Source organism: Pseudomonas allii (assembly GCF_055380095.1).
The window spans coordinates 3463047-3487800 of the sequence record NZ_AP039450.1; the positions used below are offsets into that span (position 1 = coordinate 3463047).

24 protein-coding genes and 1 tRNA gene are annotated in these 24754 nt (G+C 62.4%); 15 read left to right on the plus strand and 10 right to left on the minus strand.

Annotated elements, in window-relative coordinates; translation table 11 throughout:
- The first annotated feature begins 107 nt into the window (after positions 1 to 107).
- Positions 108 to 860, plus strand: a complete 753-nt coding sequence (locus ACZ445_RS15515; RefSeq protein ID WP_464707221.1) for an SDR family NAD(P)-dependent oxidoreductase — start codon at positions 108 to 110, stop codon at positions 858 to 860.
- On the opposite strand, the gene ACZ445_RS15520 is transcribed toward ACZ445_RS15515, so the two are convergent.
- On the minus strand, positions 857 to 1654 hold the full coding sequence (locus ACZ445_RS15520; RefSeq protein WP_179028773.1) for an AraC family transcriptional regulator: 798 nt from the start codon (positions 1652 to 1654) through the stop codon (positions 857 to 859). The two genes, ACZ445_RS15515 and ACZ445_RS15520, sit on opposite strands and share 4 nt — an antisense overlap.
- 187 nt (positions 1655 to 1841) lie before the next feature.
- On the opposite strand from ACZ445_RS15520, the gene ACZ445_RS15525 reads away from it, so the two are divergent.
- The 5 genes from ACZ445_RS15525 to ACZ445_RS15545 are packed head-to-tail and all read left to right on the plus strand — an operon-like array spanning position 1842 to position 8257.
- Positions 1842 to 3461 carry an APC family permease gene (locus tag ACZ445_RS15525; protein ID WP_058427828.1) on the plus strand — a complete coding sequence of 540 codons (1620 nt, stop codon included), beginning with the start codon at positions 1842 to 1844 and terminating at the stop codon, positions 3459 to 3461.
- A gap of 14 nt (positions 3462 to 3475) precedes the next feature.
- Positions 3476 to 4402 carry a 4-hydroxyproline epimerase gene (locus ACZ445_RS15530; protein WP_464707222.1) on the plus strand — a complete coding sequence of 309 codons (927 nt, stop codon included), beginning with the start codon at positions 3476 to 3478 and terminating at the stop codon, positions 4400 to 4402.
- A gap of 33 nt (positions 4403 to 4435) precedes the next feature.
- Positions 4436 to 5383, plus strand: a complete 948-nt coding sequence (locus ACZ445_RS15535) for a dihydrodipicolinate synthase family protein (RefSeq protein ID WP_464707223.1) — start codon at positions 4436 to 4438, stop codon at positions 5381 to 5383.
- Positions 5384 to 5443: 60 nt separating this feature from the next.
- Positions 5444 to 7015: an aldehyde dehydrogenase (NADP(+)) gene (locus tag ACZ445_RS15540; protein WP_179028775.1), complete on the plus strand. Its 1572-nt coding sequence runs from the start codon at positions 5444 to 5446 to the stop codon at positions 7013 to 7015.
- A gap of 3 nt (positions 7016 to 7018) precedes the next feature.
- Entirely contained in the window at positions 7019 to 8257 is a 1239-nt protein-coding gene (locus tag ACZ445_RS15545) for an NAD(P)/FAD-dependent oxidoreductase (protein WP_464707224.1), read from the plus strand.
- A 216-nt stretch (positions 8258 to 8473) separates the two neighbouring features.
- On the opposite strand, the gene ACZ445_RS15550 is transcribed toward ACZ445_RS15545, so the two are convergent.
- The 5 genes from ACZ445_RS15550 to ACZ445_RS15570 form a co-directional block, all read right to left on the minus strand.
- Positions 8474 to 9388: an ADP-ribosylglycohydrolase family protein gene (locus ACZ445_RS15550; RefSeq protein ID WP_058427823.1), complete on the minus strand. Its 915-nt coding sequence runs from the start codon at positions 9386 to 9388 to the stop codon at positions 8474 to 8476.
- 36 nt (positions 9389 to 9424) lie between these two features.
- Positions 9425 to 10432: a GlxA family transcriptional regulator gene (locus tag ACZ445_RS15555; protein WP_464707225.1), complete on the minus strand. Its 1008-nt coding sequence runs from the start codon at positions 10430 to 10432 to the stop codon at positions 9425 to 9427.
- A gap of 314 nt (positions 10433 to 10746) precedes the next feature.
- Positions 10747 to 11355 (minus strand): LysE family translocator, encoded by a 609-nt coding sequence (locus tag ACZ445_RS15560; protein WP_058426697.1) that lies wholly within the window; start codon positions 11353 to 11355, stop codon positions 10747 to 10749.
- 269 nt (positions 11356 to 11624) lie between these two features.
- Positions 11625 to 11789 (minus strand): hypothetical protein, encoded by a 165-nt coding sequence (locus ACZ445_RS15565; protein ID WP_464707226.1) that lies wholly within the window; start codon positions 11787 to 11789, stop codon positions 11625 to 11627.
- Positions 11790 to 11914: 125 nt separating this feature from the next.
- A complete protein-coding gene (locus ACZ445_RS15570) occupies positions 11915 to 12379 on the minus strand; it encodes a hypothetical protein (RefSeq protein ID WP_092243825.1) in 465 nt (154 codons plus the stop codon).
- A gap of 207 nt (positions 12380 to 12586) precedes the next feature.
- Here ACZ445_RS15570 and gcvA point away from each other — a divergent pair, with 207 nt between their 5' ends.
- From gcvA to ACZ445_RS15585, 3 genes are all read left to right on the plus strand, one after another.
- Complete coding sequence (gene gcvA, locus ACZ445_RS15575; protein ID WP_464707227.1) at positions 12587 to 13498, plus strand: transcriptional regulator GcvA; 912 nt, start codon at positions 12587 to 12589, stop codon at positions 13496 to 13498.
- 68 nt (positions 13499 to 13566) lie between these two features.
- On the plus strand, positions 13567 to 14394 hold the full coding sequence (locus ACZ445_RS15580) for an EamA family transporter (RefSeq protein WP_464707228.1): 828 nt from the start codon (positions 13567 to 13569) through the stop codon (positions 14392 to 14394).
- A 29-nt stretch (positions 14395 to 14423) separates the two neighbouring features.
- The gene (locus tag ACZ445_RS15585; RefSeq protein ID WP_464707229.1) at positions 14424 to 15185 is read left to right on the plus strand and encodes an SDR family oxidoreductase; all 762 of its coding nucleotides are present in this window, start codon (positions 14424 to 14426) and stop codon (positions 15183 to 15185) included.
- Positions 15186 to 15199: 14 nt separating this feature from the next.
- Here the strand turns inward: ACZ445_RS15585 and ACZ445_RS15590 are convergent, their stop codons facing one another.
- Positions 15200 to 15913, minus strand: a complete 714-nt coding sequence (locus ACZ445_RS15590; protein ID WP_058426702.1) for a CerR family C-terminal domain-containing protein — start codon at positions 15911 to 15913, stop codon at positions 15200 to 15202.
- Between the two features lie 99 nt (positions 15914 to 16012).
- Here ACZ445_RS15590 and ACZ445_RS15595 point away from each other — a divergent pair, with 99 nt between their 5' ends.
- From ACZ445_RS15595 to ACZ445_RS15615, 5 genes are all read left to right on the plus strand, one after another.
- Entirely contained in the window at positions 16013 to 17122 is a 1110-nt protein-coding gene (locus ACZ445_RS15595; protein ID WP_464707230.1) for an HlyD family secretion protein, read from the plus strand.
- On the plus strand, positions 17115 to 18683 hold the full coding sequence (locus ACZ445_RS15600; RefSeq protein ID WP_081049331.1) for a DHA2 family efflux MFS transporter permease subunit: 1569 nt from the start codon (positions 17115 to 17117) through the stop codon (positions 18681 to 18683). The genes ACZ445_RS15595 and ACZ445_RS15600 overlap by 8 nt, the downstream gene beginning before the upstream one ends.
- Positions 18680 to 20098 carry an efflux transporter outer membrane subunit gene (locus ACZ445_RS15605; protein ID WP_464707231.1) on the plus strand — a complete coding sequence of 473 codons (1419 nt, stop codon included), beginning with the start codon at positions 18680 to 18682 and terminating at the stop codon, positions 20096 to 20098. The genes ACZ445_RS15600 and ACZ445_RS15605 overlap by 4 nt, the downstream gene beginning before the upstream one ends.
- 99 nt (positions 20099 to 20197) lie before the next feature.
- Positions 20198 to 20452 (plus strand): hypothetical protein, encoded by a 255-nt coding sequence (locus tag ACZ445_RS15610; protein ID WP_078048589.1) that lies wholly within the window; start codon positions 20198 to 20200, stop codon positions 20450 to 20452.
- 197 nt (positions 20453 to 20649) lie between these two features.
- A complete protein-coding gene (locus tag ACZ445_RS15615; RefSeq protein ID WP_179028784.1) occupies positions 20650 to 21027 on the plus strand; it encodes a DUF1090 family protein in 378 nt (125 codons plus the stop codon).
- 146 nt (positions 21028 to 21173) lie between these two features.
- Here ACZ445_RS15615 and ACZ445_RS15620 read toward each other — a convergent pair.
- Together ACZ445_RS15620 and pvdQ are read right to left on the minus strand one after the other, a co-directional pair.
- Positions 21174 to 21247 (minus strand) — tRNA-Cys (locus ACZ445_RS15620).
- Positions 21248 to 21459: 212 nt separating this feature from the next.
- Positions 21460 to 23745 carry a bifunctional acylase PvdQ gene (pvdQ, locus tag ACZ445_RS15625; RefSeq protein ID WP_464703661.1) on the minus strand — a complete coding sequence of 762 codons (2286 nt, stop codon included), beginning with the start codon at positions 23743 to 23745 and terminating at the stop codon, positions 21460 to 21462.
- Between the two features lie 236 nt (positions 23746 to 23981).
- On the opposite strand from pvdQ, the gene ACZ445_RS15630 reads away from it, so the two are divergent.
- On the plus strand, positions 23982 to 24362 hold the full coding sequence (locus tag ACZ445_RS15630) for a hypothetical protein (RefSeq protein WP_058426710.1): 381 nt from the start codon (positions 23982 to 23984) through the stop codon (positions 24360 to 24362).
- 6 nt (positions 24363 to 24368) lie between these two features.
- On the opposite strand, the gene ACZ445_RS15635 is transcribed toward ACZ445_RS15630, so the two are convergent.
- Positions 24369 to 24557, minus strand: a complete 189-nt coding sequence (locus tag ACZ445_RS15635) for a hypothetical protein (RefSeq protein ID WP_010210250.1) — start codon at positions 24555 to 24557, stop codon at positions 24369 to 24371.
- Positions 24558 to 24754: the final 197 nt, after the last annotated feature.

Sequence of the window (24754 nt, forward strand, 5' to 3'; positions counted from 1 at the left end):
ATCGCGATAGTCTCGCAAAACACCTTCAGATTTGTCACGGCCAAAGACGGACAGTGCCCCCTCACGCAGCGCGCAAGTGCTGTGAACCCATCAGGAGGCCTCATCCAATGAGCACTATCAATCAAGAGTTTGCCGGAAAAGTCGTACTCATCACAGGCGCAGCCAGCGGTATCGGCCGCGCCGTCGCAGAACTGATGCACCAACGCGGCGCGCAGGTCATCGCCGAAGACAAAAACCCGATGGTCCGCACACTGGGGCGTCCAGGGCTTATTCCCCTGGTGGCCGACATCGCCCGGGACGGTGCCGCAGAGCAGGCGATCGCCCTGGCCATCGAGCATTTCGGGCGCCTGGATATCCTGGTTAACAATGCCGGGATCATCATTAATAAGCGGGTGGTCGATATGACGCGGGACGACTGGGAGCACATCCAAAACGTCAACGTGACTGCCGCCTTCCTGCATTCCCGCGAGGCAATCAAAGCCATGATTGCCAATGGCTCCGGCGCCATCGTCAACATCGCGTCTTATGCGGCTTACCAGGCCTTTCCCAGCATCGCCGCCTACGCCGCGTCCAAAGGCGCGTTGACGCAACTGACACGCACGCTTGCACTTGAGGTCATCGAGCAGGGCATTCGGGTGAACGCCGTGGGTTCCGGGGATGTTGTCACGAACATACTCGACAGCGTTGTGCCCGACGGACCGGCCTTCCTGGCGGAACACGGCAAGACCAGCCCCATCAAGCGCGCCGCGCAACCGGAAGAAATCGCCGAAGTGGTCGCATTTCTTGCCTCTGACCGCGCCTCCTACCTGGTCGGTTCAGTGGTCATGGCGGACGGAGGAATGAGCGTCGTCGCCGGCTAAAGGCCGTTAGTCAAAGCGCTCGAATCAGCCGTCGCCTGCCGATACTGCCTCGGCGTAAACCCCGTCGAGGCCTTGAACTGCCGAGTGAACGCGCTGTGGTCGGTGTACCCGCATTGCAGCGCCACCTCGGTGATCGGCAGGTCGCTGTGCAATAACCGATGGGCGTGTTCCAGCCGCACTTTCTGGATCATCTGCCGGGGCGTGAGGTGGAACACGCGCTTGCAGTAACGCTCCAGCTGCGCCACGGAAATCCCGGCGATGCGGGTCAACTCACCGAGGGTGACGCGGCGGTTGAAGTGCGCACGGATATACGCGTCCACGGCGGCCAGGCGTTGGTAGGCGGGGTGGCTTTCGCTGGCGGTTTGCAGGTCGACCGAGATACCGGCTAGGCCGATGATCGTGCCGGTGTGGTTGTACAACGGCCATTTGTGGGTCAGGCACCAGCCGGGTTCACGGGTGCCGTAAAGGTGCAGTTCGAGCTGGTCTTCCAGCACAAAGCCCTGTTCCAGCACGCGGCGGTCCTGCTCGGTATAGCCCGGCCCCAGTTGTGCGGGGAACACTTGCGCGCTGGTCTTGCCCAGCAGCGGTTGCAGCTGCTTGAGGCCGCAGCGGTGTACCAACGTACGGTTGGCGAGGAGGTAGCGGGCCTGGGTGTCCTTGATGAAAATCGCCGCATTGGGGATCACATCCAGCATCGGCAACAGCTGCACCACACTGGCCAGGAGCTGCTCGATGCTGTGGGGTCGATTCGTTTCATCCCCTTGGCACAGGGCCGCAAACGCAGTCTGCAACATGACTTTCGATCCCCCGTTGAGTGCCTCGACGCACGCAGATTGCCCGATGCCTTGAGCGCTGTCGAGCCACGAAAACTGTGCCGATTTCGTCATCGATGTCGGCAAAAAACATCAATCGCGCCGCCGCCTGTGAGTTCACTGTATGGCCACTGCATGCCTATCCAATAACTCACAAGAAGGCGACGCTATGTCAGGTCAAGGCAAGTTCAAGAAACAACTTTCATTGATGGACCTCACGTTTATCGGGCTGGGGGCCATCTTCGGTTCGGGCTGGTTGTTCGCAGCCAGTCATGTGTCGGCCATTGCCGGCCCGGCGGGGATCATTTCCTGGCTGATTGGCGGGTTCGCGGTGTTGCTGCTGGGCATTGTGTACTGCGAGTTGGGTGCCGCATTGCCCCGCGCCGGTGGCGTGGTGCGCTACCCGGTTTATTCCCACGGCCCGTTGCTGGGCTACCTGATGGGCTTTATCACGCTGATCGCATTTTCCAGCCTGGTCGCCATCGAAGTGGTCGCCTCGCGCCAATACGCAGCGGCCTGGTTTCCCGAGCTGACCAAGGTCGGCTCCAGCGACCCGACCACCCTCGGCTGGCTGGTGCAATTGGCTCTGCTCTGTCTGTTTTTCGTGCTCAATTACCGCAGCGTGAAGACCTTCGCCATCGCCAATAACCTGGTCAGCGTGTTCAAGTTCATCGTGCCGTTGCTGGTGATCGGCGTGCTGTTCACCTTCTTCAAGCCGGCGAACTTTCAGGTGCAGGGTTTTGCGCCGTTCGGCCTGTCCGGGATTGAGATGGCGGTGTCGGCCGGCGGGGTGATTTTTGCCTACCTGGGGCTCACACCGATCATCTCGGTGGCCAGTGAGGTGAAGAACCCGCAGCGCACGATTCCGATTGCGTTGATCCTCTCGGTGTTGCTGTCGACCGCGATCTACGTGCTGCTGCAAACCGCCTTCCTGGGCGGCGTGCCCACCGACATGCTCGCCAATGGCTGGGCGGGGATCAGCAAGGAACTGGCGCTGCCTTACCGGGATATAGCCTTGGCATTGGGCGTGGGCTGGCTGGCCTACCTGGTGGTGGCCGACGCGGTGATCTCCCCCAGTGGCTGCGGCAACATCTACATGAACGCCACGCCGCGGGTGGTGTATGGCTGGGCGCAGACCGGCACGTTCTTCAAGATCTTCACGCGTATCGACGAGAAGTCCGGTATTCCGCGTCCGGCGCTGTGGCTGACGTTTGGCTTGTCGGTGTTCTGGACCCTGCCGTTCCCGTCCTGGGAAGCGCTGATCAATGTGGTGTCCGCCGCGCTGATCCTCAGCTACGCAGTGGCCCCGGTGACCGTCGCCGCGCTGCGCCGCAATGCACCGCAGATGGTGCGACCGTTTCGGGTCAAGGGCATGGCGCTGCTCGGTCCGCTGTCGTTCATCATCGCCGCGTTGATCGTGTACTGGTCGGGCTGGGGCACGGTGTCCTGGCTGCTTGGCCTGCAAATCCTGATGTTCGTGGTGTACCTGCTGTGCGCGCGCTGGGTGCCGACCGCGCACCTCGACCTCAAGCAGCAAGTGCGTTCTTCAGCCTGGCTGATCGGTTTCTACGCGGTGACCATCCTGCTGTCCAAGCTCGGCAGTTTTGGCGGCATCGGTGTGCTCAGCCATCCGCTCGACACCATTGTGGTCGCGGCTTGCGCGCTCGGCATTTACTACTGGGGCGCCGCCACTGGCGTGCCAGCTCACTTGGTTCGGCTGGAACACGAAGCCGATGAAAGCGAAGCGGTTGACGAGCCTCACGCCCCGCTGACGCCCGCGACTTACTGATTCAGGAGCGTTTTATGAAGCGATTGCATGTGATCGACTCCCACACAGGTGGCGAACCCACCCGGCTGGTGATGAGCGGTTTTCCGGCGCTGGAGGGCGTCACGATTGCCGATCAGCTGCACCACCTGCGCGCCGAGCACGACCAGTGGCGCCGCGCCTGCATCCTGGAACCGCGAGGCAATGATGTGCTGGTCGGCGCGCTGTACTGCGCGCCGGTCACGCCGGGCGCCATTTGCGGGGTGATCTTCTTCAACAACGCCGGCTACCTGGGCATGTGTGGCCACGGCACTATCGGGCTGGTGGCTTCGCTGCATCACCTGGGCCGCATCGCGCCCGGCGTGCACACCATCGACACACCCGTCGGGCCGGTCGCGGCTACCTTGCACGAAGACGGCGCGGTGACCTTGCGCAATGTGCCTGCCTACCGCTATCGCGAGCAGATCGCAGTGCGCGTGCCGGGTCACGGCATAGTCCATGGCGATATCGCCTGGGGCGGCAACTGGTTTTTCCTGGTGTCGGAGCATGGCCAGCGCCTGCAGATGGATAACGTCGACGCCCTCACCGACTACACCTGGGCAATGCTCAAGGCCCTGGAAGACCAAGGCATTTACGGCGCCGATGGCGCACTGATCGACCACATCGAACTGTTCGCCAACGACGACCACGCCGACAGCCGCAACTTCGTCATGTGCCCCGGCAAAGCCTACGACCGCTCGCCCTGCGGCACCGGCACCAGCGCCAAGCTGGCCTGCCTGGCCGCCGATGGAAAACTTGCGCCCGGCGAAACCTGGGTGCAAGCCAGCATCACCGGCAGCCAATTCGCAGGCCGCTATGAATGGGACGGCGAACGTGTGCGCCCCTTCATCACCGGCCGTGCCCACATGACCGCCGACAGCACCTTGCTGATCGACCCGCAAGACCCTTTTGCCTGGGGCATCTGAGCCCTCCCCCTACTGGAAACTGGAGTGAACACCATGAGCGACAACATCTTCACCGGCTGCATCCCTGCCCTGATGACCCCGTGCACGCCTGAGCGCAAGCCGGACTTCGACGCCCTGGTCGCCAAAGGCCGCGAGCTGATCGATATCGGCATGAGCGCCGTGGTGTACTGCGGCTCCATGGGCGACTGGCCGTTGCTCACCGAGGCCGAACGCCAGGAAGGCGTGGCCCGGCTGGTGGCGGCCGGTGTACCGACCATCGTCGGCACCGGCGCGGTGAACAGCCGAGAAGCCGTGGCCCATGCGGCCCACGCCGCCAAGGTCGGCGCCCATGGCCTGATGGTCATCCCGCGCGTGCTGTCTCGAGGCGCATCCGCCACCGCACAAAAGGCGCACTTCTCGGCGATCCTCAAGGCTGCGCCCAACCTGCCGGCGGTCATCTACAACAGCCCGTACTACGGCTTCGCGACCCGCGCCGACCTGTTCTTCGAATTGCGCCGCGAACACCCGAACCTGATCGGCTTCAAGGAGTTCGGTGGCGGTGCCGACCTGCGCTACGCCGCCGAACACATCACCTCCCAGGACGACAGCGTGACCCTCATGGTCGGTGTCGACACCCAGGTGGTACACGGTTTCGTCAACTGCAATGCCACCGGCGCCATCACCGGCATCGGCAACGCACTGCCTCGGGAAGTGCTGCAACTGGTAGCCCTGAGTAAAAAAGCCGCCAAGGGCGATGCCAAGGCCCGTCGCCAGGCGCGTGAACTGGAAGCTGCGCTGGCGGTGCTGTCGTCCTTCGACGAGGGCTGCGACCTGGTGCTGTATTACAAGCACTTGATGGTGCTGAACGGTGACAACGGCTACGCCCTGCACTTCAACGAAACCGATGCCCTCAGCGATGCCCAGCGTCGTTACGCAGAGAACCAGTACGCCCTGTTCCGCCAGTGGTACGCCAGCTGGTCGGCGGAACAGAACGTCGCCTGACCCTTCGCGAGCCGCTGCGATTCTGGCAGCGGCCAACCCTCTTTTTTCCAGGAAATCCCCATGACTCTGACGGGCAAGATGCTGATCGGTCAGCACGCCACTGCCGGCACTCGCGAAGCGATCCGGGCGATCAATCCCGCCACTGATACCGCCTTGGAACCGGCCTATTTCGGCGGCAACGGCGAGCATGTCGCCCAGGCCTGCGGCTTGGCGTGGGCGGCATTCGATGTCTATCGCGAAACCTCTCTGGAGGCGCGCGCCACGCTCCTTGAGACCATCGCCGCGCACATCGAGGCCCTCGGCGATGAACTGATCGACCGCGCCGTTGCCGAAACCGGCCTGCCTCGCCCACGTATCCAGGGCGAACGTGGGCGCACCTGCGGGCAACTGCGCACCTTCGCCCGCACCGTACGCGCCGGCGAATGGCTGGATGTGCGGGTCGATAGCGCACAACCGCAACGCCAGCCCCTGCCCCGTCCAGACCTGCGGCAACGCCATATCGCCCTCGGCCCGGTCGCGGTGTTTGGCGCCAGCAACTTTCCATTTGCCTTCTCCGTAGCCGGTGGCGATACCGCCTCTGCGCTGGCTGCCGGTTGCCCGGTCATCGTCAAAGCCCACGGCGCGCACCCTGGCACCAGTGAACGGGTCGGCCGAGCGGTCGCGCAGGCGGTCAAGGCGTGCGGTCTGCCGGAGGGCGTTTTTTCGCTGTTGTACGGTTCGGGCCGTGAGGTGGGCATTGCGCTGGTCACCGACCCGCGCATCAAGGCCGTCGGGTTTACCGGCTCGCGCAGCGGTGGCTTGGCGTTGATCCAGGCAGCCCAGGCACGGCCAGAGCCGATTCCGGTCTACGCGGAGATGAGTTCGATCAACCCGGTGTACCTGTTTCCGGCAGCGTTGGCGGCCAGGGGTGAAGCATTGGCCCAGGGTTTTGTGGCGTCGTTGACCCAGGGCGCCGGGCAGTTCTGTACCAACCCGGGGTTGGTCATTGCGGTGCAAGGCCCAGCCCTGGATCGCTTCATCAGCCTGGCCAGTGGGTTGCTGCCGACCTGTGGGGCACAGACCATGCTCACGCCGGGCATTGCCAGTGCCTACGCTGCTGGCGTAGGCGAATTGACTGAACACGCCAATGTGGCCGCAAAGGGTTTGCCGGCGACAGGCCCCAACCAGGGCCAGGCCCATCTGTTCGTGACCCAGGCTCAGGCGTTCCTGGCCAATGAGCATCTGCAAGCGGAAGTGTTCGGCGCCGCGTCACTGCTGGTCGTCTGCACCGACAGTGAAGAAGTGCGCCAAGTATCCGAGCATCTCGAAGGCCAGCTCACCGCCACGTTACACATGGATGAGAACGACCTTCCCGATGCCAAGGCCCTGCTGCCAGTGTTGGAGCGCAAGGCCGGTCGCCTGCTGGTCAATGGCTGGCCGACGGGTGTGGAAGTCTGTGATGCCATGGTCCACGGCGGCCCCTTCCCGGCTACCTCGGATCCGCGCAGCACATCGGTGGGCACGGCGGCGATCCAGCGTTTCCTGCGGCCAGTGTGTTATCAGGATTTCCCCGATGCGTTGCTGCCGGCCGCGCTCCAGCATGGCAACCCGCTGTTGCTGCGGCGCCTGCTTGATGGCCAGAGAGAGGCATAAGCGATGTCCGATCCCGATATCGTCGTAGTCGGCGCCGGCATTATCGGCGTCGCCTGCGCCCTGCAACTGGCGCGCCAGGGACGCCACGTGGTGGTGGTCGATCAACAGGAACCCGGCATGGGCGCGTCCTATGGCAACGCCGGGCACCTGGCGACCGAACAGGTGTTCCCGATTGCCGATGTGTCGATCCTCAAGCGCTTGCCCGGCATGCTGCTGGACCCGATGGGCCCGCTGCGCCTGGATTGGAAATACCTGCCGCGCGCCCTGCCCTGGTTCCTGCGGCTGCTGTTGAACCTGCGTCCGGCACCCTATCAGCGTACCGTCGCAGCTATTCGCGTGCTCAACGAAGGCAGCCTGGGTGCGTGGCAACGCCTGCAGCACAGCATCGGGCGCCCGGAAATGCTGCGCGAGGACGGCTCGCTGCTGGTGTTCGAGCGTACGGACTCACGCGACGCACTCCAGGCCTTGCAGCAGCGCATGCAAGCACAGCAGGTGCCCGTAGCGTTCTGGAACGGCGATGCCATACGCCAGGCTGCGCCGCAATTGAGCGAGCACATCCAGGGCGGGCTGTTTTTCCCGAGCACCGGGCACTTCCTCGACCCGTACCAGGTGGTGTGCGAACTGGTCGCGGCTGCCAAGGCCAGTGGCGTGCAGTTCCTCAAGCGGCAGGTACTGGATGGGCGGGTAGAACCACACGGCGTCTCACTCACCACCGCCCAGGGCACCCTGGGCGCAGGACAGGTGTTGATTGCCTGCGGCGCCCACTCGGCCAAATTGACCGCTGCCCTGACTGGCAAAAAGGTCCCGCTGGACACGGAACGCGGCTATCACCTGATGCTGCCCCACGAGCCGCATCGCCTGCCGTTTGCCGTCACCTCCCTGGAACGCAAATTCATCATGACCCCCATGACCGACGGCTTGCGCCTGGCCGGCACGGTGGAATTCGCCGGCCTGAAGCGCCCGGCAAATATGCAGCGTGCCTGGCAGTTGCATCGGTTGAGCAAGGGGTTGTTTCGAGATGACCTCAGCGCAGAGGGTGCGACACCGTGGATGGGGTTTCGACCGTCACTGCCGGACTCGTTGCCGGTGATTGACCGGGTGTGTGACGGCAAGGTGCTGCTTGCGTTCGGGCACCAGCATCTGGGGTTGACGCAGGCGGCGGTGACGGCGGAGATGATTGGGGCATTGGCGAGCAAGGGTCAAACACCGTTACTCACGGCTTATCGCCTCGACCGTTTCTGACAACGCGGTTTTTGTAGTGAGCGGGCTTGATGTGGCGAGCGGGCTTGCCCCGCGTTGGGCTGCGCAGCAGCCCTGACAACAAACACCGCGTTCTGTCTGACAGACGGCGGTGTTTTCTATTGGGGCTGCTGCGCAGCCCAACGCGGGGCAAGCCCGCTCACCACAGCAGCCCGCTCGCCACAGCAAGTCCGCTGGTCACACAAGTGGGGGGCTTAATCATGGGGTTTGAGCAGCCATGCTGTAGAGTGCGTCAGCCATTTCCTCAATTTCATCACGCATACAAAGCTTGTCCAGCCAACCCGTCGGGATGCCTTGCATGCCGTAATATGCCCCCGCCAACTGACCAACGATGGCGGCAGTAGTGTCAGCGTCGTCACCCAGGTTCGCGGCAGCCAACACCGCGTCGGCGAAGCTGTCAGTATGTTTTACGCACCACAGCGCCGCCTCCAATGACGCCACGGCGTAACCGGAACCCGTTATCTGCGCACGGGTCTTGTTGCAATACTCCCCCTGGGCAATCGCTACGACTTTGGGCGCAGAAAGACCCGCGCAAGAGATATTCAACAGGCGCTCCTTCGTTGCTCCACTCAACGCGTTACCGATGGCTCTCGCCAACACCACGCAACACTCGATTGCCTCTTGGGCTCCGTGAGTCGTACGGGAGCTTTCTCGGGAAAAGTCATCAACGCTTTGCAGGTTTGGAAAGTAAAACAGCACCAGCGGCGCGAGGCGCATCATCGAACCGTTGCCTGCGGAAAAAGGCTCTGTTGAACCTGCAAACGGATTACCTTGCGACTCAAACGCCGTGAGCGCCGTGCGCACGGTCATGCCTATATCAAAGCAATCACCGGTAGAGCTCAGGTAGCCCCACTTCCACCAGTTCAGGTATCGCCCCATCTGGTCAGCTGCATCAAAACCACCTTTACGCAGCAAGCTTTCCGCAAGGCACAACGCCATCGAGGTGTCGTCCGTCCATTGGCCCGCTTTCAGGTTGAACGGTCCTCCTCCAACCATGTCGGTGACCGGTGTGAATGTGCCGCGAGGCATGAATTCAACAGTGGTGCCCACTGCGTCGCCACAGGCCAGGCCCAGCAGGCTGCCGCGGTAACGATTCAAAAGCGTGAGAGACATTTGTCATCCTTGAAAGAAAGTGAGTCAGTCAGCACTTTACTTGACCAAGCGCTTCTCCTTCGAGGGGCGATAGCCGAAGTACGAGCTATAGCACTTGCTGAAATGGCTCGGCGACACAAACCCGCAGGCGACCAGCACCTCCACCTGCGACAGCTCGGTGTGCTGCAGCAGCCGCCGCGCCTCGGTCACCCGCAGTTCCATGTAGTACCGCTGCGGGGTGGTGCCCAGTTGCTCCTTGAACAAGCGCTCCAACTGGCGCCGCGAGCGGCCGGCGTACACCGCCAGTTGGTCCAGCTCCAGAGGCTCTTCGAGGTTGGCGTCCATCAGTTTCACCACTTCACGCAACGGCGCACTGACGCTGACGTTTTCGGAGGGTTTGATGCGGCGGTAGCGGGACTCTTCGAAGGCCAGGATGTCTTCGATGCCTTCAACGAGTGCCTTGTCATGCAGGGCTTTGATCCAGTCCAGCGCCATGTGGAAGGCACCGGACGGGCTTGAAGCGGTGAGGCGGTCGCGGTCGATCACGTAGGGTTCGCTGGTGACGTGGGTCGCCTTGGAGACTTCTGCCAGCGCCGGACGGTGTTCGGGGTGAATGGCGCAGCGATAGCCCTGCAACAGGCCGGCACGCCCAAGGAACCAGGCGCCGTTCCACAAGCCCGCAAGGCTGATGCCCTGTTCGGCGGCGGTGTGCAGCAGGTGGATGAAGGCTTCGCCGGCCTTGAGTTCGGTACGGAATCCGCCGCAGATCACCAGCAGGTCCAGGTCGTGCAATGCCCCGGCATCCAGGCGCGCATCGGGGCGAATCACCAGGCCCAGGTCACTGATGACTTCGCCATCGTCACAGCCGAAGGTGCGCGAAGCGAACAGTTCGGGGCGCAGCAGGTTGGCGGTGACGAAGGTGTCGAGGGTCTGGGTGAATGCTGGCAGGGAGAAATGTTCAAGCAACAGGAAGCCGACGCGGGTGACCGACGCCGGCTGTTGGGTTTCGTTGAGGTAGCGCAGGTTCTTGCCTTTCATGCCACCGCTGAATTGACGTCTTTCCATCGAGGGTTGGCCCACTCTTGTTATTGATGCAATGGGCGCCATCTTAGGGGCAAATGCGCTGGCTGTCTCAGGCGCTGATCTTGAAAAAGCCACACGCGCTGAAAGCCCCCGGCTGAACAGCGGCAAGCGCATCTGATACGGTTTTTTCTTTGCTATCTGCGTCTGTATCAAAACGCCGTCTGGGCGGACAATGGCCCCATCCCCACTCCCTTCCCTTCGGAGGCCTTATGACCAAGATGGCACTTTTTCTGTTCGGCTTTTTGGTGCTGACCATCGGCATCGGCCTGCTGGCCACCATCTCGCCGGTCTGACGCTCAGCCGGCAAACAGCATCGGGTACAGCGACAGCACCAGCAGCCCGGCCATCGTCCAGTTGAACAGGCGTAACCAGCGCGGCTCACGCAGCACATTGCGCAAGCCGCTGCCACACCCGACCCATACGCACACACTGGGCAGGTTGACCACGGCGAACACCAGCGCGATCAGCAGCACATTGGTGACGTAGCCTTCGGCCGGCGTGTAAGTGGTGATTGCGCCCAGCGCCATGATCCAGGCCTTGGGGTTGACCCACTGGAACGCCGCCGCGCCGAGGAAAGTCATGGGCTTGCCCTGCTCGTCCGCGCTGTCGGACATGCCGCCCGCTGTCGCGATCTTCCACGCCAGGTACAGCAAGTACGCAGCCCCCACGTAGCGCAACACCGTGTAGGCCCACGGGAACACCTTGAACACTTCGCCCAGCCCCAGCCCCACCGAAATCACCAGCAGCATGAACCCGATGCTGATCCCCAATGCATGGGGCATCGAGCGGCGAAAGCCGAAGTTCACCCCCGAGGCAAGCAGCATGGTGTTATTGGGCCCGGGCGTGATCGAGGACACGAAGGCAAACAGCACAAAGGCGGACAACAGGCTGGTAGACATGAACATGACGCGGCATCCAAACGGCAGTGGTATGCCTGCGACAGTAGAGGGTTATCGACTGCCCTGCCCCGTACAGCCAAAGCCGGATTGAGGCATACACTTTTTTGCCATGGTTTTCACAAACCTTTCACAGACAAGCGCCTAGGGTGGCTTCAGCTCCTAATGAACATCCCTTTAGCCCGCGCTCCCCACGCGGGCTTTTCTTTGCCCTGGGTTTATCGCATGCAAAAAAACAGGCAAGCCGTGCTTCACGGCTTGCCTGCCTGGCCTATCGGTTAACGCGGTCCGCCGCCAGGGCCAGGGCCAGGGCCGCCGCCCTGACCATGCCCGCCACCGCCGTGACCACCGCCACCACCCGGTGGCATGAACATCCAGCAGCCGGACAAGGTCGATAACAGCGCGACCACCACAGCCGCCTTGGTTAGATAACTCAACTTCATGACTACACTCTCTTACTTGACGAGATTGACTTCTCGCTGGGTATGACAGTGCAAACCCAAGTGCGTCACGGCTATCGTGTAACCCGTTGGTAGGGTTTGTAGGGCCAACGGTACAAACTGCTGTTTTAGTTCTGCGGCCGCTGTTTAGTCGAATCCAGCTCGGCTTTTTTACCCGTGGAAATCTCAGTGATCTGCGCAGACTTGGCAATCGCGAAATCGAAGGTGTCCTGCATTTTTGCAATCGCGTCGGTCGACGTGCCGTTCAGCCCACCGTTGGCGGCCCAATCGAAGTTCCACACACCGGAGAGGTTATCGGCGCCCGGCACATCGTGGGTTTCGATGGCGGTGAAGACGTCAGGATGACGCTCCATGTACTTGGCCGCATCGCAGACTTCGGCCGGCACCTTGCCCGAGGCATTGTTGGCCAGCTGGGTGAGTTCCTGCTTGGTAATGGCTGACTTGCCGGTCTGGCGCATGTAGTCGGCGATCACTTTGCTGGACTTGGCGATGTTCAACTTGTCATCGAACACCGACGGTGACGCTTTAGGCGTGTTTGCCCCGCTGCCGGCGGGCGTTACGGTGGTAGACATCGGCGCTGCTCCCCTAATGGTACGAATGAAATCGTCGTGCTGACGATAGCCAGGAGCAGACGTTAGCATGGGCAATGAGCCATTAATCTGTGCTTCACAACAATTCACAAGGCCAGGGTCTGCGGCTTCTGTGAAAGCCTGCGAATCCATTACCATGAGCCGGTATTCATGCTGATTGATTGCCAGCCCCCTACCCGGACCCCAGTCATGAGAGACCTACCACCCACGGCCACGCTGCGTGCCTTCGAAGTGGCGACCCGGCACGCGACGTTCACATCGGCTTCAGAAGAGTTGCATGTGACCCAGAGCGCCGTCAGCCACCAACTCAAGCACCTTGAAGACCTGTGGGGCCTGCAGTTATTCCAGCGCGGCAAGGCGTTGCGGCTGACCCCGGCCGGGGCCGCGCTGGCGCCCATTGTGCGCGAGTTTTTCATGAACCTTGAGGCCACGCTGGCTGACCTAAGGGAACAAAAAGGCCGGGTTCGCCTGAAGGTCAGCACCACGTATTCGTTCGCCTTGAAATGGCTGCTACCCAGGCTGCCCAGCCTGTCGCAGCAACATCCGCAAATCCTGATCACGCTGGAGACCAGCGACAAGGCCATCAAATTTTCCAGCGCAGACGCGGATGTGGCCATCCGCCTGGGCAACGGCAATTACCCCGGCCTGCACTCTGAGTTCATGCTCCGCGAGCAGATCTTCCCGGTGGCCAGCCCCGATCTGCTCAAGCGTTTCGGCACTCCCCACGAGCCCGCCGAGCTGCTGCGTTACCCGTTGCTGACGCGTGACGGCGCAGACCTGGTGCCCAAGTGGGAAGCCTGGTTCGAACATGTCGGCACCAGCATTGCCCCCCTCAAGGAAAGCGTCAGGTTCGCTGACACCAACATGACCATCGAGGCGGCGCTGCTGGGCCAAGGTATTGCGCTGGCACGAAGCGGCCACGTCGAAGCGGAAATCAACGACGGCCGCCTGGTCAGGCTGTTCGAGCTGCCGTTCGCGTCACCGGTCGGCTACTACTTTGTGTGCCCCAAAGGGATCGAAACCCAGCCGCACATCATCAGCTTTCGTAACTGGTTGTTGGCCGAGTCGATGCAGGCACAGCGGAATTATAGTGATGCATGAAGAATCACTCATGACCGGATGAAAAGACTTCGCTGTTAGACACGCCCTTGCGGTGTTTACCATGGCGCATGCCTTTATCCATCGTTCTACTCGTCCTCTTCGCCGCCCTCTTGCATGCCAGCTGGAACGCATTGTTGCGCGTCGGCGCCGACAGGCTGTGGTCAATGACCATGATGTGCGTGGCGGTGGCCATCGCCAGCAGTGTCATCGCCTTGTTTCTCGCGCCTCCCGCGCCAGCCAGTTGGCCCTACGCCATCCTGTCGGGCGTATTGCACGTGGGCTATAACCTGTTCCTGGTACGAAGCTACAAGGTGGGCGACCTGGGGCAGACGTACCCGATTGCCCGCGGTTCCTCACCCATTCTGATCACGCTGTGCGCATTGGTGTTTGCCGGGGAAACGGTCAGCACAAACGCCCTGATCGGCATCGTGCTGGTATCGGGTGGCATTATTTCACTGGCCTTCAGACAGCGCCGGCTGGCGGTGCCCAGCCTGCCCTACGCCCTGGGCACAGGTTTTTTCATTGCGGCCTACAGCGTCACGGACGGTATTGGCGCGAGGCTGTCCGGCGCGCCGCTGGCCTACACCGTATGGATGTGTGCGCTCTGGGGCGTATTGATGCCACTGGTGTACATCGGCCTGCGCGACACACGCAGTCTCTTCGCACCACGCCCCGGCGTCATCACGGCCTTGGTCGGAGGGCTGGTGTCCCTCCTGGCCTACGGCATCGTTATTTATGCCATGTCCCACGCGCCGATGGGCGCCGTTTCGGCCCTGCGCGAAACCAGCGTGCTGTTCGCGGCATTGATCGGTTATTGCTTCCTGGGCGAATCGCTGACTGTGCGCAAAGTGCTGGCGTGCCTGGTCATTGCGCTCGGCACGATGCTGATAGGTTGATCTTTCATCCCTCACAGGAGGTTCAAGCAATGGACAAGGTCTCTGCAACCCCACTGATTCTGATCACCGGCGGCAGCCGCGGTGTCGGCGCGGCAACCGCACGGCTTGCGGCGGCGCAAGGCTACGATGTCGCCATCAGCTACGTCAGCAACGAGGCGGCCGCGCTCGGCGTGGTGGCGGATGTGCAAGCGTTGGGGCGGCGCGCCCTGGCCATCCGCGCCGACAGTGCGGACCCTGAACAGGTCGCGCAGCTGTTCGCTGGCATTGACCAGACGTTTGGCCGTATCGACGTACTGGTCAATAACGCCGCGATCATTGCCCTGCAGTCGCGCTTTGAAGACCTCGACTTCGCCCGCATGCAGCGCGTCTTCGCGATCAACGCCATCGGCCCGATGCTGTGCGCGCAGCACGCGGTGAAACGCATGTCGCTGCGCCACAACGGCACGGGTGGCAGTGTAATCAACGTGTCCTCGGCCTCCGCCCGGCTGGGCAGCCCCAACGAGTATGTCGATTACGCGGCCTCCAAGGGCGCTCTGGAGACATTCACCACCGGCTTATCCAAGGAAGTCGCCCGTGAAGGTATACGCGTCAACTGCGTACGGCCTGGGCATATCTACACCGACATGCACGCCAGCGGCGGCGAGCCAGGTCGCGTGGACCGGGTCAAGGACAGCATTCCCATGGGCCGTGGTGGCGAGCCCGAAGAGGTGGCGCGCGCCATCCTGTGGCTGGCCGGTAAGGAAGCGTCATTCATCACCGGGACCTTTCTGGATGTGACAGGCGGCAAGTAGGCGGCAACCGCCGATTAACGGAAGGCGTGCTGGTCCCGGTGCCGGGCCAGCCCTTCCAGGGTAAACCGCGCCTGCATCAGCACCACCTCCCGCACCAATTCCATCTCCTTCTGGTTCACTTCGCTCCACTTCAATGCTTCCAGCAGCTTGGGCTTCTGGATGCGGAAGGCCAGGCCCTGGGTAAACAGCGCCATGGAATGGATCACGGTGCGCTCATCCTCCAGCGCCAGGCCCGCCACGCGCGCGATCAGTTGGCGGATGACCCGCGCAATACGCGCCTTGAAACGCTCCTCGAAAGCCATCGTCGCGCTTTGCGGGCACAACCCAGCCTGGTGGCGATCCATGAACGCGCGCCATGCCGTGGTTTGCGGGCTGTCCTGGATGGTTGAAACCACGGTGCCCAGGATGCCCAGCGAGGCGTCGATCAGCGCGTTGTCGCCGGAATCGGCATCGGCCAGCACGCTTTCCGCCGCCTCCACCGACGGCGACATCTTGTGCCACAGCAGCGTGATCAAGTGCTCGACGCACGCCAGGTACACGCCTTCCTTGCCATCGAAGTAGTACTGGATCGCAGGCGCGTTGACGCCGGCAGCCGTGGCGATATCACGCGTGGACGCGCCATCGTAGCCACGCGCGCCAAACACCTCGACGGCGGCCTCGATGATGCGTGCGCGGGTTTCTTCGCCGCGCTGGTAACCACCCTCGGCGGCAGGTTTGTGTCGTGCCATATGCAGCTCCCTTCGAATACCGGACCAAAATATACCAGTTGACAAAAATTCGCGAAAAAAGGAATTTATTCCACCTGTTATAAATCTGGAGTGACCTCGATGTCGGCTGCACCTCCCTCCCCTCAGGTCATGCCTGAAGAAACCGTCAACGGTCAACGCGGCAAGGCCCGGCGCATCCTGCTCAGCGTGGCCGGCGTAGCCTTGTTGGCGGGCGTGTCGTGGGGCGCCTGGTGGTGGATCACCGGGCGGTTTATCGAGACCACCGACGACGCCTATTTGCAAGCCGACAGCATCAGCGTGGCGCCAAAGATCAACGGCTATGTGGCCGACGTGCTGGTGAACGACAACCAGAACGTCAAGCGTGGTGACGTGCTGGTGCGCCTGGATGCGCGCAAGTACCAGGCCGTGAGCGATGAAGCCTCGGCGACCATCGCCGCACGCAATGCCGACTTCGCCAAGGCCCAGGCCGACCTGGTGCAACAGGACTCGACCATCGCCGAAGCCCGCGCCCAATTGCAGGGTGCCGAAGCCGATGCGCGGCATGCGCAGATCGAAGTCGCCCGCTACGCGCCACTGGCCCGCTCCGGCGCCGAACCGGAAGAACGCCTGGCCCAACTGAACAACCAACTGGCACAGGCCCGCAGCACCGTGGCGGCCAAGCAGGCGGCGCTGCGTTCCAGCCAGACCCGCTACGGTACGCTGCAGGCCCAGCTCAAGCAGGCCCAGGCGCAACTGGGCGTGGCCAAGGCCAGCGAAGCGCAACGCCAATTGGACGTGGACGACGCAGTCATCCGCAGCCCGCTGGACGGTCGCGTGGCCGACCGTGGCGTACGCGTGGGCCAGTACGTGCAACCCGGCACGCGCTTGTTGACGGTGGTGCCGATCAGCGCGATCTACCTCACCGCCAACTACAAGGAAACCCAGATCGGTGGCATGCGTCCCGGCCAAACCGTCACCGTGCACGTCGACGCCCTGCCCGGCCGCGACCTGCAAGGCCATATCGACAGCCTCGCCCCCGGCACCGGTGCGCAATTCGCCTTGCTGCCGCCGTCGAATGCCACCGGCAACTTCACCAAGATCGTGCAGCGCGTACCGGTGCGCATTGCCCTGGACGTGCCGGACGACCTGCGCACCGCACTGATGCCGGGCCTGTCGGCCACGGTGGAAGTCGACACCCGCACCCACGCCGCAGACGCCAACCATGGCTGAGGCGAGCATGGCCGGGGTGACCGCGGAGAAACCGCGCAACGCCTCGCTGACCGACTGGATCGCCGTCGCCGCCGGCGCACTCGGCGCCTTGCTGGCAACCCTGGATGTGTCGATTACCAACTCGGCGTTGCCGCAGATTCAGGGCCAGATCGGCGCCACCGGCACCGAAGGCACCTGGATTGCCACCGGCTACCTGATGTCGGAGATCGTGATGATCCCGCTCGCCGCGTGGCTGACCCGGGTCTTCGGCCTGCGCCGGTTCCTGATCGGCACCGCACTCACCTTCACCCTGTTCTCGATGTTCTGCGGCCTGTCCACCAGCCTTGGCGCGATGATCGCCGGGCGTATCGGCCAGGGCTTCGCCGGCGGCGCGATGATCCCGACCGCGCAGACCATCGTGCGCACGCGCCTGCCGCCCCACCAATTGGCCATCGGCACCACGATGTTCGGCATGACCGTGATCCTCGGTCCATTGCTCGGCCCGGTGATCGGCGGCTGGCTGACAGAGAACATCAACTGGCGCTGGTGCTTCTTTCTCAACCTGCCCATCAGCATCGCGCTGATCACCTTGCTGATCACCGGCCTGCCCAGCGAACGCATGAACCTGCAGCGCTTTATCAGCGCTGACTGGCTGGGCATTCTGGGGCTGGCCATGGGCTTGAGTTCGCTGACCGTGGTGCTTGAGGAAGGCCAGCGCGAACACTGGTTCGACTCGCTGCTGATCGTGTGGCTGAGCATTGCCACGGTCACCGGGTTTTTCCTGATTGCCGTGGGGCAATTGCGCTCCAGTACGCCGATCCTGCGCCTGCCACTGGTGCTCAACAAAAGCTTTGGCAGCGTGCTGCTGATCGGTACGGCGGTGGGCGCGGGCCTGTATGGCACGGCCTATCTGGTGCCGCAATTTCTCGGGATACTGTCCGGCTATAACGCGCAGCAATCCGGCGCGATCATGCTGCTGTCGGGGATTCCGGCGTTTTTGCTGATGCCGGTCCTGCCGCGAATGCTCGGGCGCTACGACCTGCGCTGGATGGTCGGCGCGGGCCTGCTGCTGTACTGGGCCAGTTGCTTTGTAGACACCCTGTTGACCGCCGACAGCGTCGGCCATGACTTTGTGTGGTCGCAGTTGCTGCGTGGCTTCGGGCAGATCCTGGTGATGATGCCCCTCAGCCAATTGTCCATGCGTTCGGTCGAGACCAAGGATGCCGGTGATGCGGCCGGGCTCTACAACATGTCACGCAACCTCGGCGGCACCATCGGCCTGGCGCTGCTCGGCGTATTGATGGACCGGCGCAGCCACTTCCATGACGACCGGCTGCGCGAAGGCATCCTGGCCAACAGCCAATTGACCCAGGACCACATGGCCAGTAACACCGCCAGCTACCTGGCACAAACCGGCGACGCCTCCAGCGCCTCGTTGCAAGCCATGGCCCAACTGGCCAATGACATCGCCCGCCAAGCCTCGGTGATGGCCTACAACGACTCGTTCTACGTATTGGGACTCGCAATGCTGGCGTGCCTGCCCCTGATCTTCATCCTTAAAAAGCGCACGGTACAGCCATGATTGCTCGCTCGTTCCCCTTGCTCCTGACCCTCGGACTGCTATCAGCCTGCACCGTGGGCCCGGACTACTCGGGCGCCCCCGACGCCGCGCCGAAAACCCTGGCCGCCGGGCACCTGCCCCACGCCGACCACAAAGCGCCCAGCGCACCGGCCGTGGCGCAGTGGTGGCGAACGTTGAATGACCCGCAACTCAATGAACTGGTCGAGATGGCGCTGAACAACAGCCCCGACATCGCCACCGCCCAGGCCCGCCTGAAACAGTCCCGCGCCAGCCTCAGCGGTGCACGGGCCGACGCCATGCCCAAGATCACCGGCGATGCGGCAATGCTCAAACTGCGCTCACCCGGCACCTCCGCCCTGGGTGGCGGCGGTGGCGGTCGCGGGCCGTTGACGCTCTACCTGGCCGGCTTCGATGCCAGTTGGGAGGCCGACCTGTTCGGCGGCACGCGCCGTGCAGTCGAAGCGGCGCAGGCGGAGGCCGACGCTGCCCAGGCGCAACTGGCGGACGCCCAGGTGCAACTCGCCGCCGAAGTGGTGCAGGCCTACACCGACCTGCGCGACCAACAGGCACGCCTGGCCCTGGTCGACGCCAGCGTCGACATCGAACACCAGGCCCTCGACCTGACCCAGCAACGTCGCAGCCGTGGCGTGGCCTCACAGCTGCAACTGGAACAGGTCCTCACCCAGGCAGAAAACACCCAGGCCCAACGCCTGCCGTTGCAAGCCGCCATCGTTGAATCCCTGGATCAACTCGGCCTGCTCTGCGGCCAGGAGCCCGGCGAACTGGATGGCCGCCTCGCCACCGCCAAAGCCCTGCCCGCCATCCCCGGCGTGGTGCCCGTGGCAGACCCCGCCGCCCTGCTCAAGGCCCGCCCTGACATCCGTGTCGCCGAACGCAAACTGGCCTCCAGCAACGCACAGATCGGCGAGAAAACCGCCGACTGGTTTCCCAAGCTCAGCCTGATGGGCGACCTGTCGTTCTCCGCCGGCGACCCCGGCCACCTCGCCCGCAAAGACAACGGCACCTGGCTGATCCTGCCGCGCCTGACCTGGAACGCGCTGGACTTCGGCCGCGTGGCCGCCAGCGTCAAAGGCGCCGAAGCCGGTCGCGACGAAGCCCTCGCACAGTACAAAAGTGTCGTACTGAGTGCGCTGCGCGACGCCGATGTGGCCCTGGCGCGCTACGGCCATCAACGCCAGAACGTGGTGCTGTTGCGCAGTGTGGAATCCTCTGCAGTACGTGCGGCAGACCTGACCCGCCAACGCTACCGTGCCGGCACTGCCAGCACCCTGGACTGGCTGGATGCGGAGCGCACGCGGTATCAGGCGCAGGAGAGCCGGATTTCCGGGGATGCGGAACTGCTCAAGGATTTTGCTTCGCTGCACAAGGCATTGGGGCTGGGCTGGACGTTGTGACACATCAGGCGTTTGATGGGAGAAATTCCATTCAAGACCGATCTGGCGGAGATCGGGATGGATATCATGGAGTTTGACCTGAAGCGGGAGGGGCAATAAATGAAAGAACTGATCCAGGGGCTCGACGGCCCCAGAACGGCACAGCAGGAATTGTTCTACGACCTGGAGGATGCGGCCGCTGTGATCGGGTGGTCGGTGGTTGAGTTGACCGCTTTGGCCGCCAGCGGTCGCACGCCGGATGAGGCGCTGGCGCTGATGAAAATCTGCGCGTTGCTGGCAGCGCAACAGGAAAGGCTTCACGCGTATGCCGGTGAGGTGAAAGACCAGCGCATCGCCAGGTCTGAAATCCTGTAATCACAGGAGGCATACCCCAATGGCGCGCAGCCGACGAACAACGTGAAAGAATTCACATTTCTTGGCACTGAATATTGAAGCTCAAAATTTGACCAAATAATATTTTGCCGCAACCGAGCACACACCTTTATACGGATATTGCTCTGCACCAGCTCGGGAGCCACGCGCGTGCAGACAATAAAACATTGAGGTTTGCCATGCGTCTTTCCAAGCTCGCTCCATCCGCCGCCCTGTTCAGTATGATCGCCCTATCCGCACAAGCCGCTGACTTGAGTGCCCTGACAGGGGCTCTGTCCTCTGCTCTGGGTGGTGCAAACAACACCACCAATTACTCCAATAACGCCTCCTCCTGCCAGCAACAGGTCCGCGACCTGCAGGCGAACATCAATGCAGCCAATGCCAAAGGCGATACCTTGCGCGCAACCGCCTATCAAGCTGCGCTGACCCAGACAAACAAAAGCTGCAGTAACACCAGTTACAACACCCAGGCCCAAGTGGATACCAACCCGCAGCACCAACAAAACGTGAACAAGGCAGCGGATGCGATCAATGCAATCGGTGGGCTGTTTAAATAAGCCGCAAAGTCGTGTGCAAGAGGCCCGCAATTGCGGGCTTTTCTACGCCTGCGGGACGGGCCTGCAAAAACCTTCATCGGCACGCCCGTACTTTCGCCCAGGCAATAAAAAACCCCGTAGACGTTAATCTACGGGGTTTTCAAGAGTGGAGGCCGAGGTCGGAATCGAACCGGCGTAGGCGGATTTGCAATCCGCTGCATAACCATTTTGCTACTCGGCCTCAAACGATCAATGTCCCGACTGCTGACACTCACCGCATAAAAACTTGAGTGGGCTGTATAACCCTGCCTCTACTCTAACTCTTTGAATACATTGAAGTTTTTAATGCTTCATTGCGTTCGATGGGCGCCATTATGTACGTATTTGCCTAGGCGTGCAACCCCTTGATTTCAAAAATATTTCGTATTGGCATCAAGGGGTTGCGGGCCTGCCCTACTCCTTGATGCGCAGCTGTTGGTACTGCGGGTCGGCCTTGATCTGGGCGTCGGTGAAGGGCAGCGGGCGCAGTTGTTTTTGGGAGAAGGCTTGGGTCTGGTCCTTGGCGTGTGGGGAAGCCGGGTTGCTGGACTCGGAGAACGCGAGGATGCCTTGGGCATGGGGGCCGTGGTCGTCGAAGGTGACGATTTGCAGGTAGCTGGTGCCGCTGACCACTTCGCGCTTGCCGTCGGCGCGGGGCACGGTTTGCATGGCGTTGTAGATGCCGAGTTCCTGCGGGCCGCCGTGAATCGGGGTTTGCCCGGAGACTTGGATGTCACCCCAGGTGCTGTTGGCGGTCAGGCCGCGTTTGGCGACGTTGGCGGTGGAGGCCAGCATGGCTTCGCGCAGGGCTTTGGCGACGTCGGCGCGGTCGATGGCCAGGCCACGTGGCGTGGTGAGGGGGTGGGCCGGGTCGAAGGCCACGCGCCAGGCGTCGGGGATCTGCTGCAGGTGCTGCGCCAGGTTGATGAAGTGCACCAGGCCAAGGCCGCTGTCGAGGTTGGCGCGCTGGTCCCAGGTTTTCAGGCTGGTGCACAGGGGTTGCAAGGCGGTGGCGTCGGTGCCGAGGTGTTTGGCGCAGAACTGGAGCAGGTCGGGCATGACTTGGCCGGCCAGGTACACCTCGTTGTCCATCACCATGTTGTGCAGGTCGCTGACGCTGATCGGTTTAGCCAGCGATTGCAGACGTTGCAAGGCGAAACGCGCACGCGGACCCAGGCCGATGTGGTCCTGGCTGATCACCGGGGAAAAACCGGTGAGCGGCGCCTTGGGGTTGGCCAGCCATGCCGAGTCGTTGGAGTGCTGCACGTAGTCGGTGCGTTGCAATTGCGGCAGTTGCTCGGCCGGGAAGATGCCGGCCTGGGCGGCGCGCGAGTCAACGTCCCAGGCGCAGGCGCTGTGGGCGCCGTCGAGCATGATCATCTGCAAGCCGGCGCGGGGGTCGCTGCACTGCGCCAGTTTGGCTGTGCTGACGTTGGGCACCACCGACAGGTTCATGTACAGGCTCTGGCCCTGGTCATCGGCGGCGAGGGTGTTGACCCACGGGATGCCTTGCAGGGTGTGCACCGAGGTTTTCAGTTGGTCGAGGCTGCCGGCGCGGTTCATCGCGTACCACTGTTGCAGCACGCGGTCGTTGCCGAGGTTGGCGTCGCGCAAGCTGAAGGCGTAGTGACTGTCCCAATCGAGCTTGCCCGGCCACTGCACCACCGGGCCAAATTGCGAGCTATAGACTGTGTGCGATTGGTCCTTGAGGCTGCCGTCAGCTTGTTTGACCTGCACCGTCACCGTGGTTTTATCCAGGGCGACCGATTTGCCGTCGAGCAGGTAGCGCGTGGAGTCGTTGGGGTCCAGGGTCAGGCGGTACAGGGTGAAGTGCTTGGACGTGTCCACGGTGTGGGTCCAGGCCACATGCTGGTTGAAGCCGATATTGATCACCGGCAGGCCCGGCAGCGCAGCGCCCATCACATCCAGCTGGCCGGGGATGGTCAGGTGCATCTCGTAAAACCGCATGCCGCCCACCCATGGGAAGTGCGGGTTGGCCAGCAACATGCCGCGCCCGTTGAACGAGCGGTCACGGCCTACTGCCACAGCGTTACTGCCGCGATCGAAGGCGAAGCGCTGTTGGTTCATGGCAGCCATTTCAAAGGCCTTGGCGCGGGTCGCAACGTTGGCCGTTGCCTGAGGCGGCGCCGCACCCACCAGGGCTTCGGCGAATTGGCCCACACCGCCTTCGACCAACAGCCTGCGGGTCAGCTTGACCAGGTCCTCAGCCACCAGCGGCCGTACCCACGCCGCCTGACACTGTGCAGGCGCGCCCTGCTCTTTCAGATAACGGTTGTAGCCGGCCACATAACCTTCAATACGCTGCTGGATCTGCGGGCTCTGCGCCTTCCAGAACGCAGCGACCGCGTCCGGCGTATTGAGCCAGGCAAAGAACAGGTCACTGGCCAGGTTGTTGCGCTCTTCCAGGGTCGCCTGTTCGGGGCCGAAGAAGCGGGCGCGCTGGCCATTTACGGTGACCACTTCATTGGCCAGCAGGCACAGGTTGTCCTGGGCGTAGGCGTAGCCAATGCCGAAGCCCAGGCCACGCTCATCGTTGGCGCGGATATGCGGCACGCCGTAACTGGTACGGCGGATGTCCGCCGATGCTTGCGTCACCGGCTCCCGCGCGCAGGCGCCCAGGCTCAACCCCAGTAACACCCCGGCCACACATACCCTGGACAACCCATTGGAAATAATCACGCAGACTCCACCGTCAGATTTAACCGCCTCACAACGGGCAATAACCCCACCGTAAGAACGCAAATCACCGGGAATAATTTAACGCGTGGGGTGGTTTATTTAAGGCGATGGGGATGTCACAAAACCGATACCGACGAAATTTCTACATCCGACACTTCATGATTTCGCTCGCTCGTTCGTCTTATCCACTAAGAGCGCTCATTTTTCCTGATCAGGCTCTGATAAGGAGTTTTTGCATGTACAACCCGCAAGTGCCCACGGATGGACATTCACCAGCGGCCGAGGCCAGTTTCGGCAGCGGCCCGCAAGCGTTCGGCAAAACGCCCGAACAGCAAGGCAACCAGCGTATCCGCCATCTGCTCAAGTGTTTTGGCTTGCGTACCAGCCTGATCCGGCTGAAGGTCATCGACGCCCTGCTCACCGCTGCCGACAACCAACGCACCCTAGGCGTGCGCGGCGTGCACAGCCATTTGCTGGAGCTGGGCATTCCGTTGTCGTTTCTCAGCGTGCGCGAGGTGCTCAAGCGCCTGTGCAGCGAGGGTGTGATCACCCTCAATGCGGACAAAAGCTACAGCCTCCACGAAGAGGCTGCCAAGGTACTCGAAGGCCGCGCCTGATCGCCTTTAAAGCTTGACCTTGCGACGCATGATGCCGTTGATCACCACCACGACCACTGCGACAGCAATGGCGATGGTCTGGAATGTCTTCTCACTGATGACCCCGGTGTTCTGCAAGTAGGACAGGCCAAACATCGTTGCCAATACGGCCAGGGCAATCAGAATCGAATATTTCAAACGCTGCTTTTGGGTCATTGGAGGGTCCTGTAGACGGGTGTGGATCGGGAGCAATAGGCGCCCATATTACAGGCGATGAAAAGCTTTGGCTCGTCTGGCACGCGCGTCGATACACCCAGCCCCCAAGTCAGCGGAAAATATTCCCTTACAGTGCAATGCTGACGTTGTCGTCGGCACGGAACTGACTGCACTTGACCGCCCCGCCTACTCCCCGC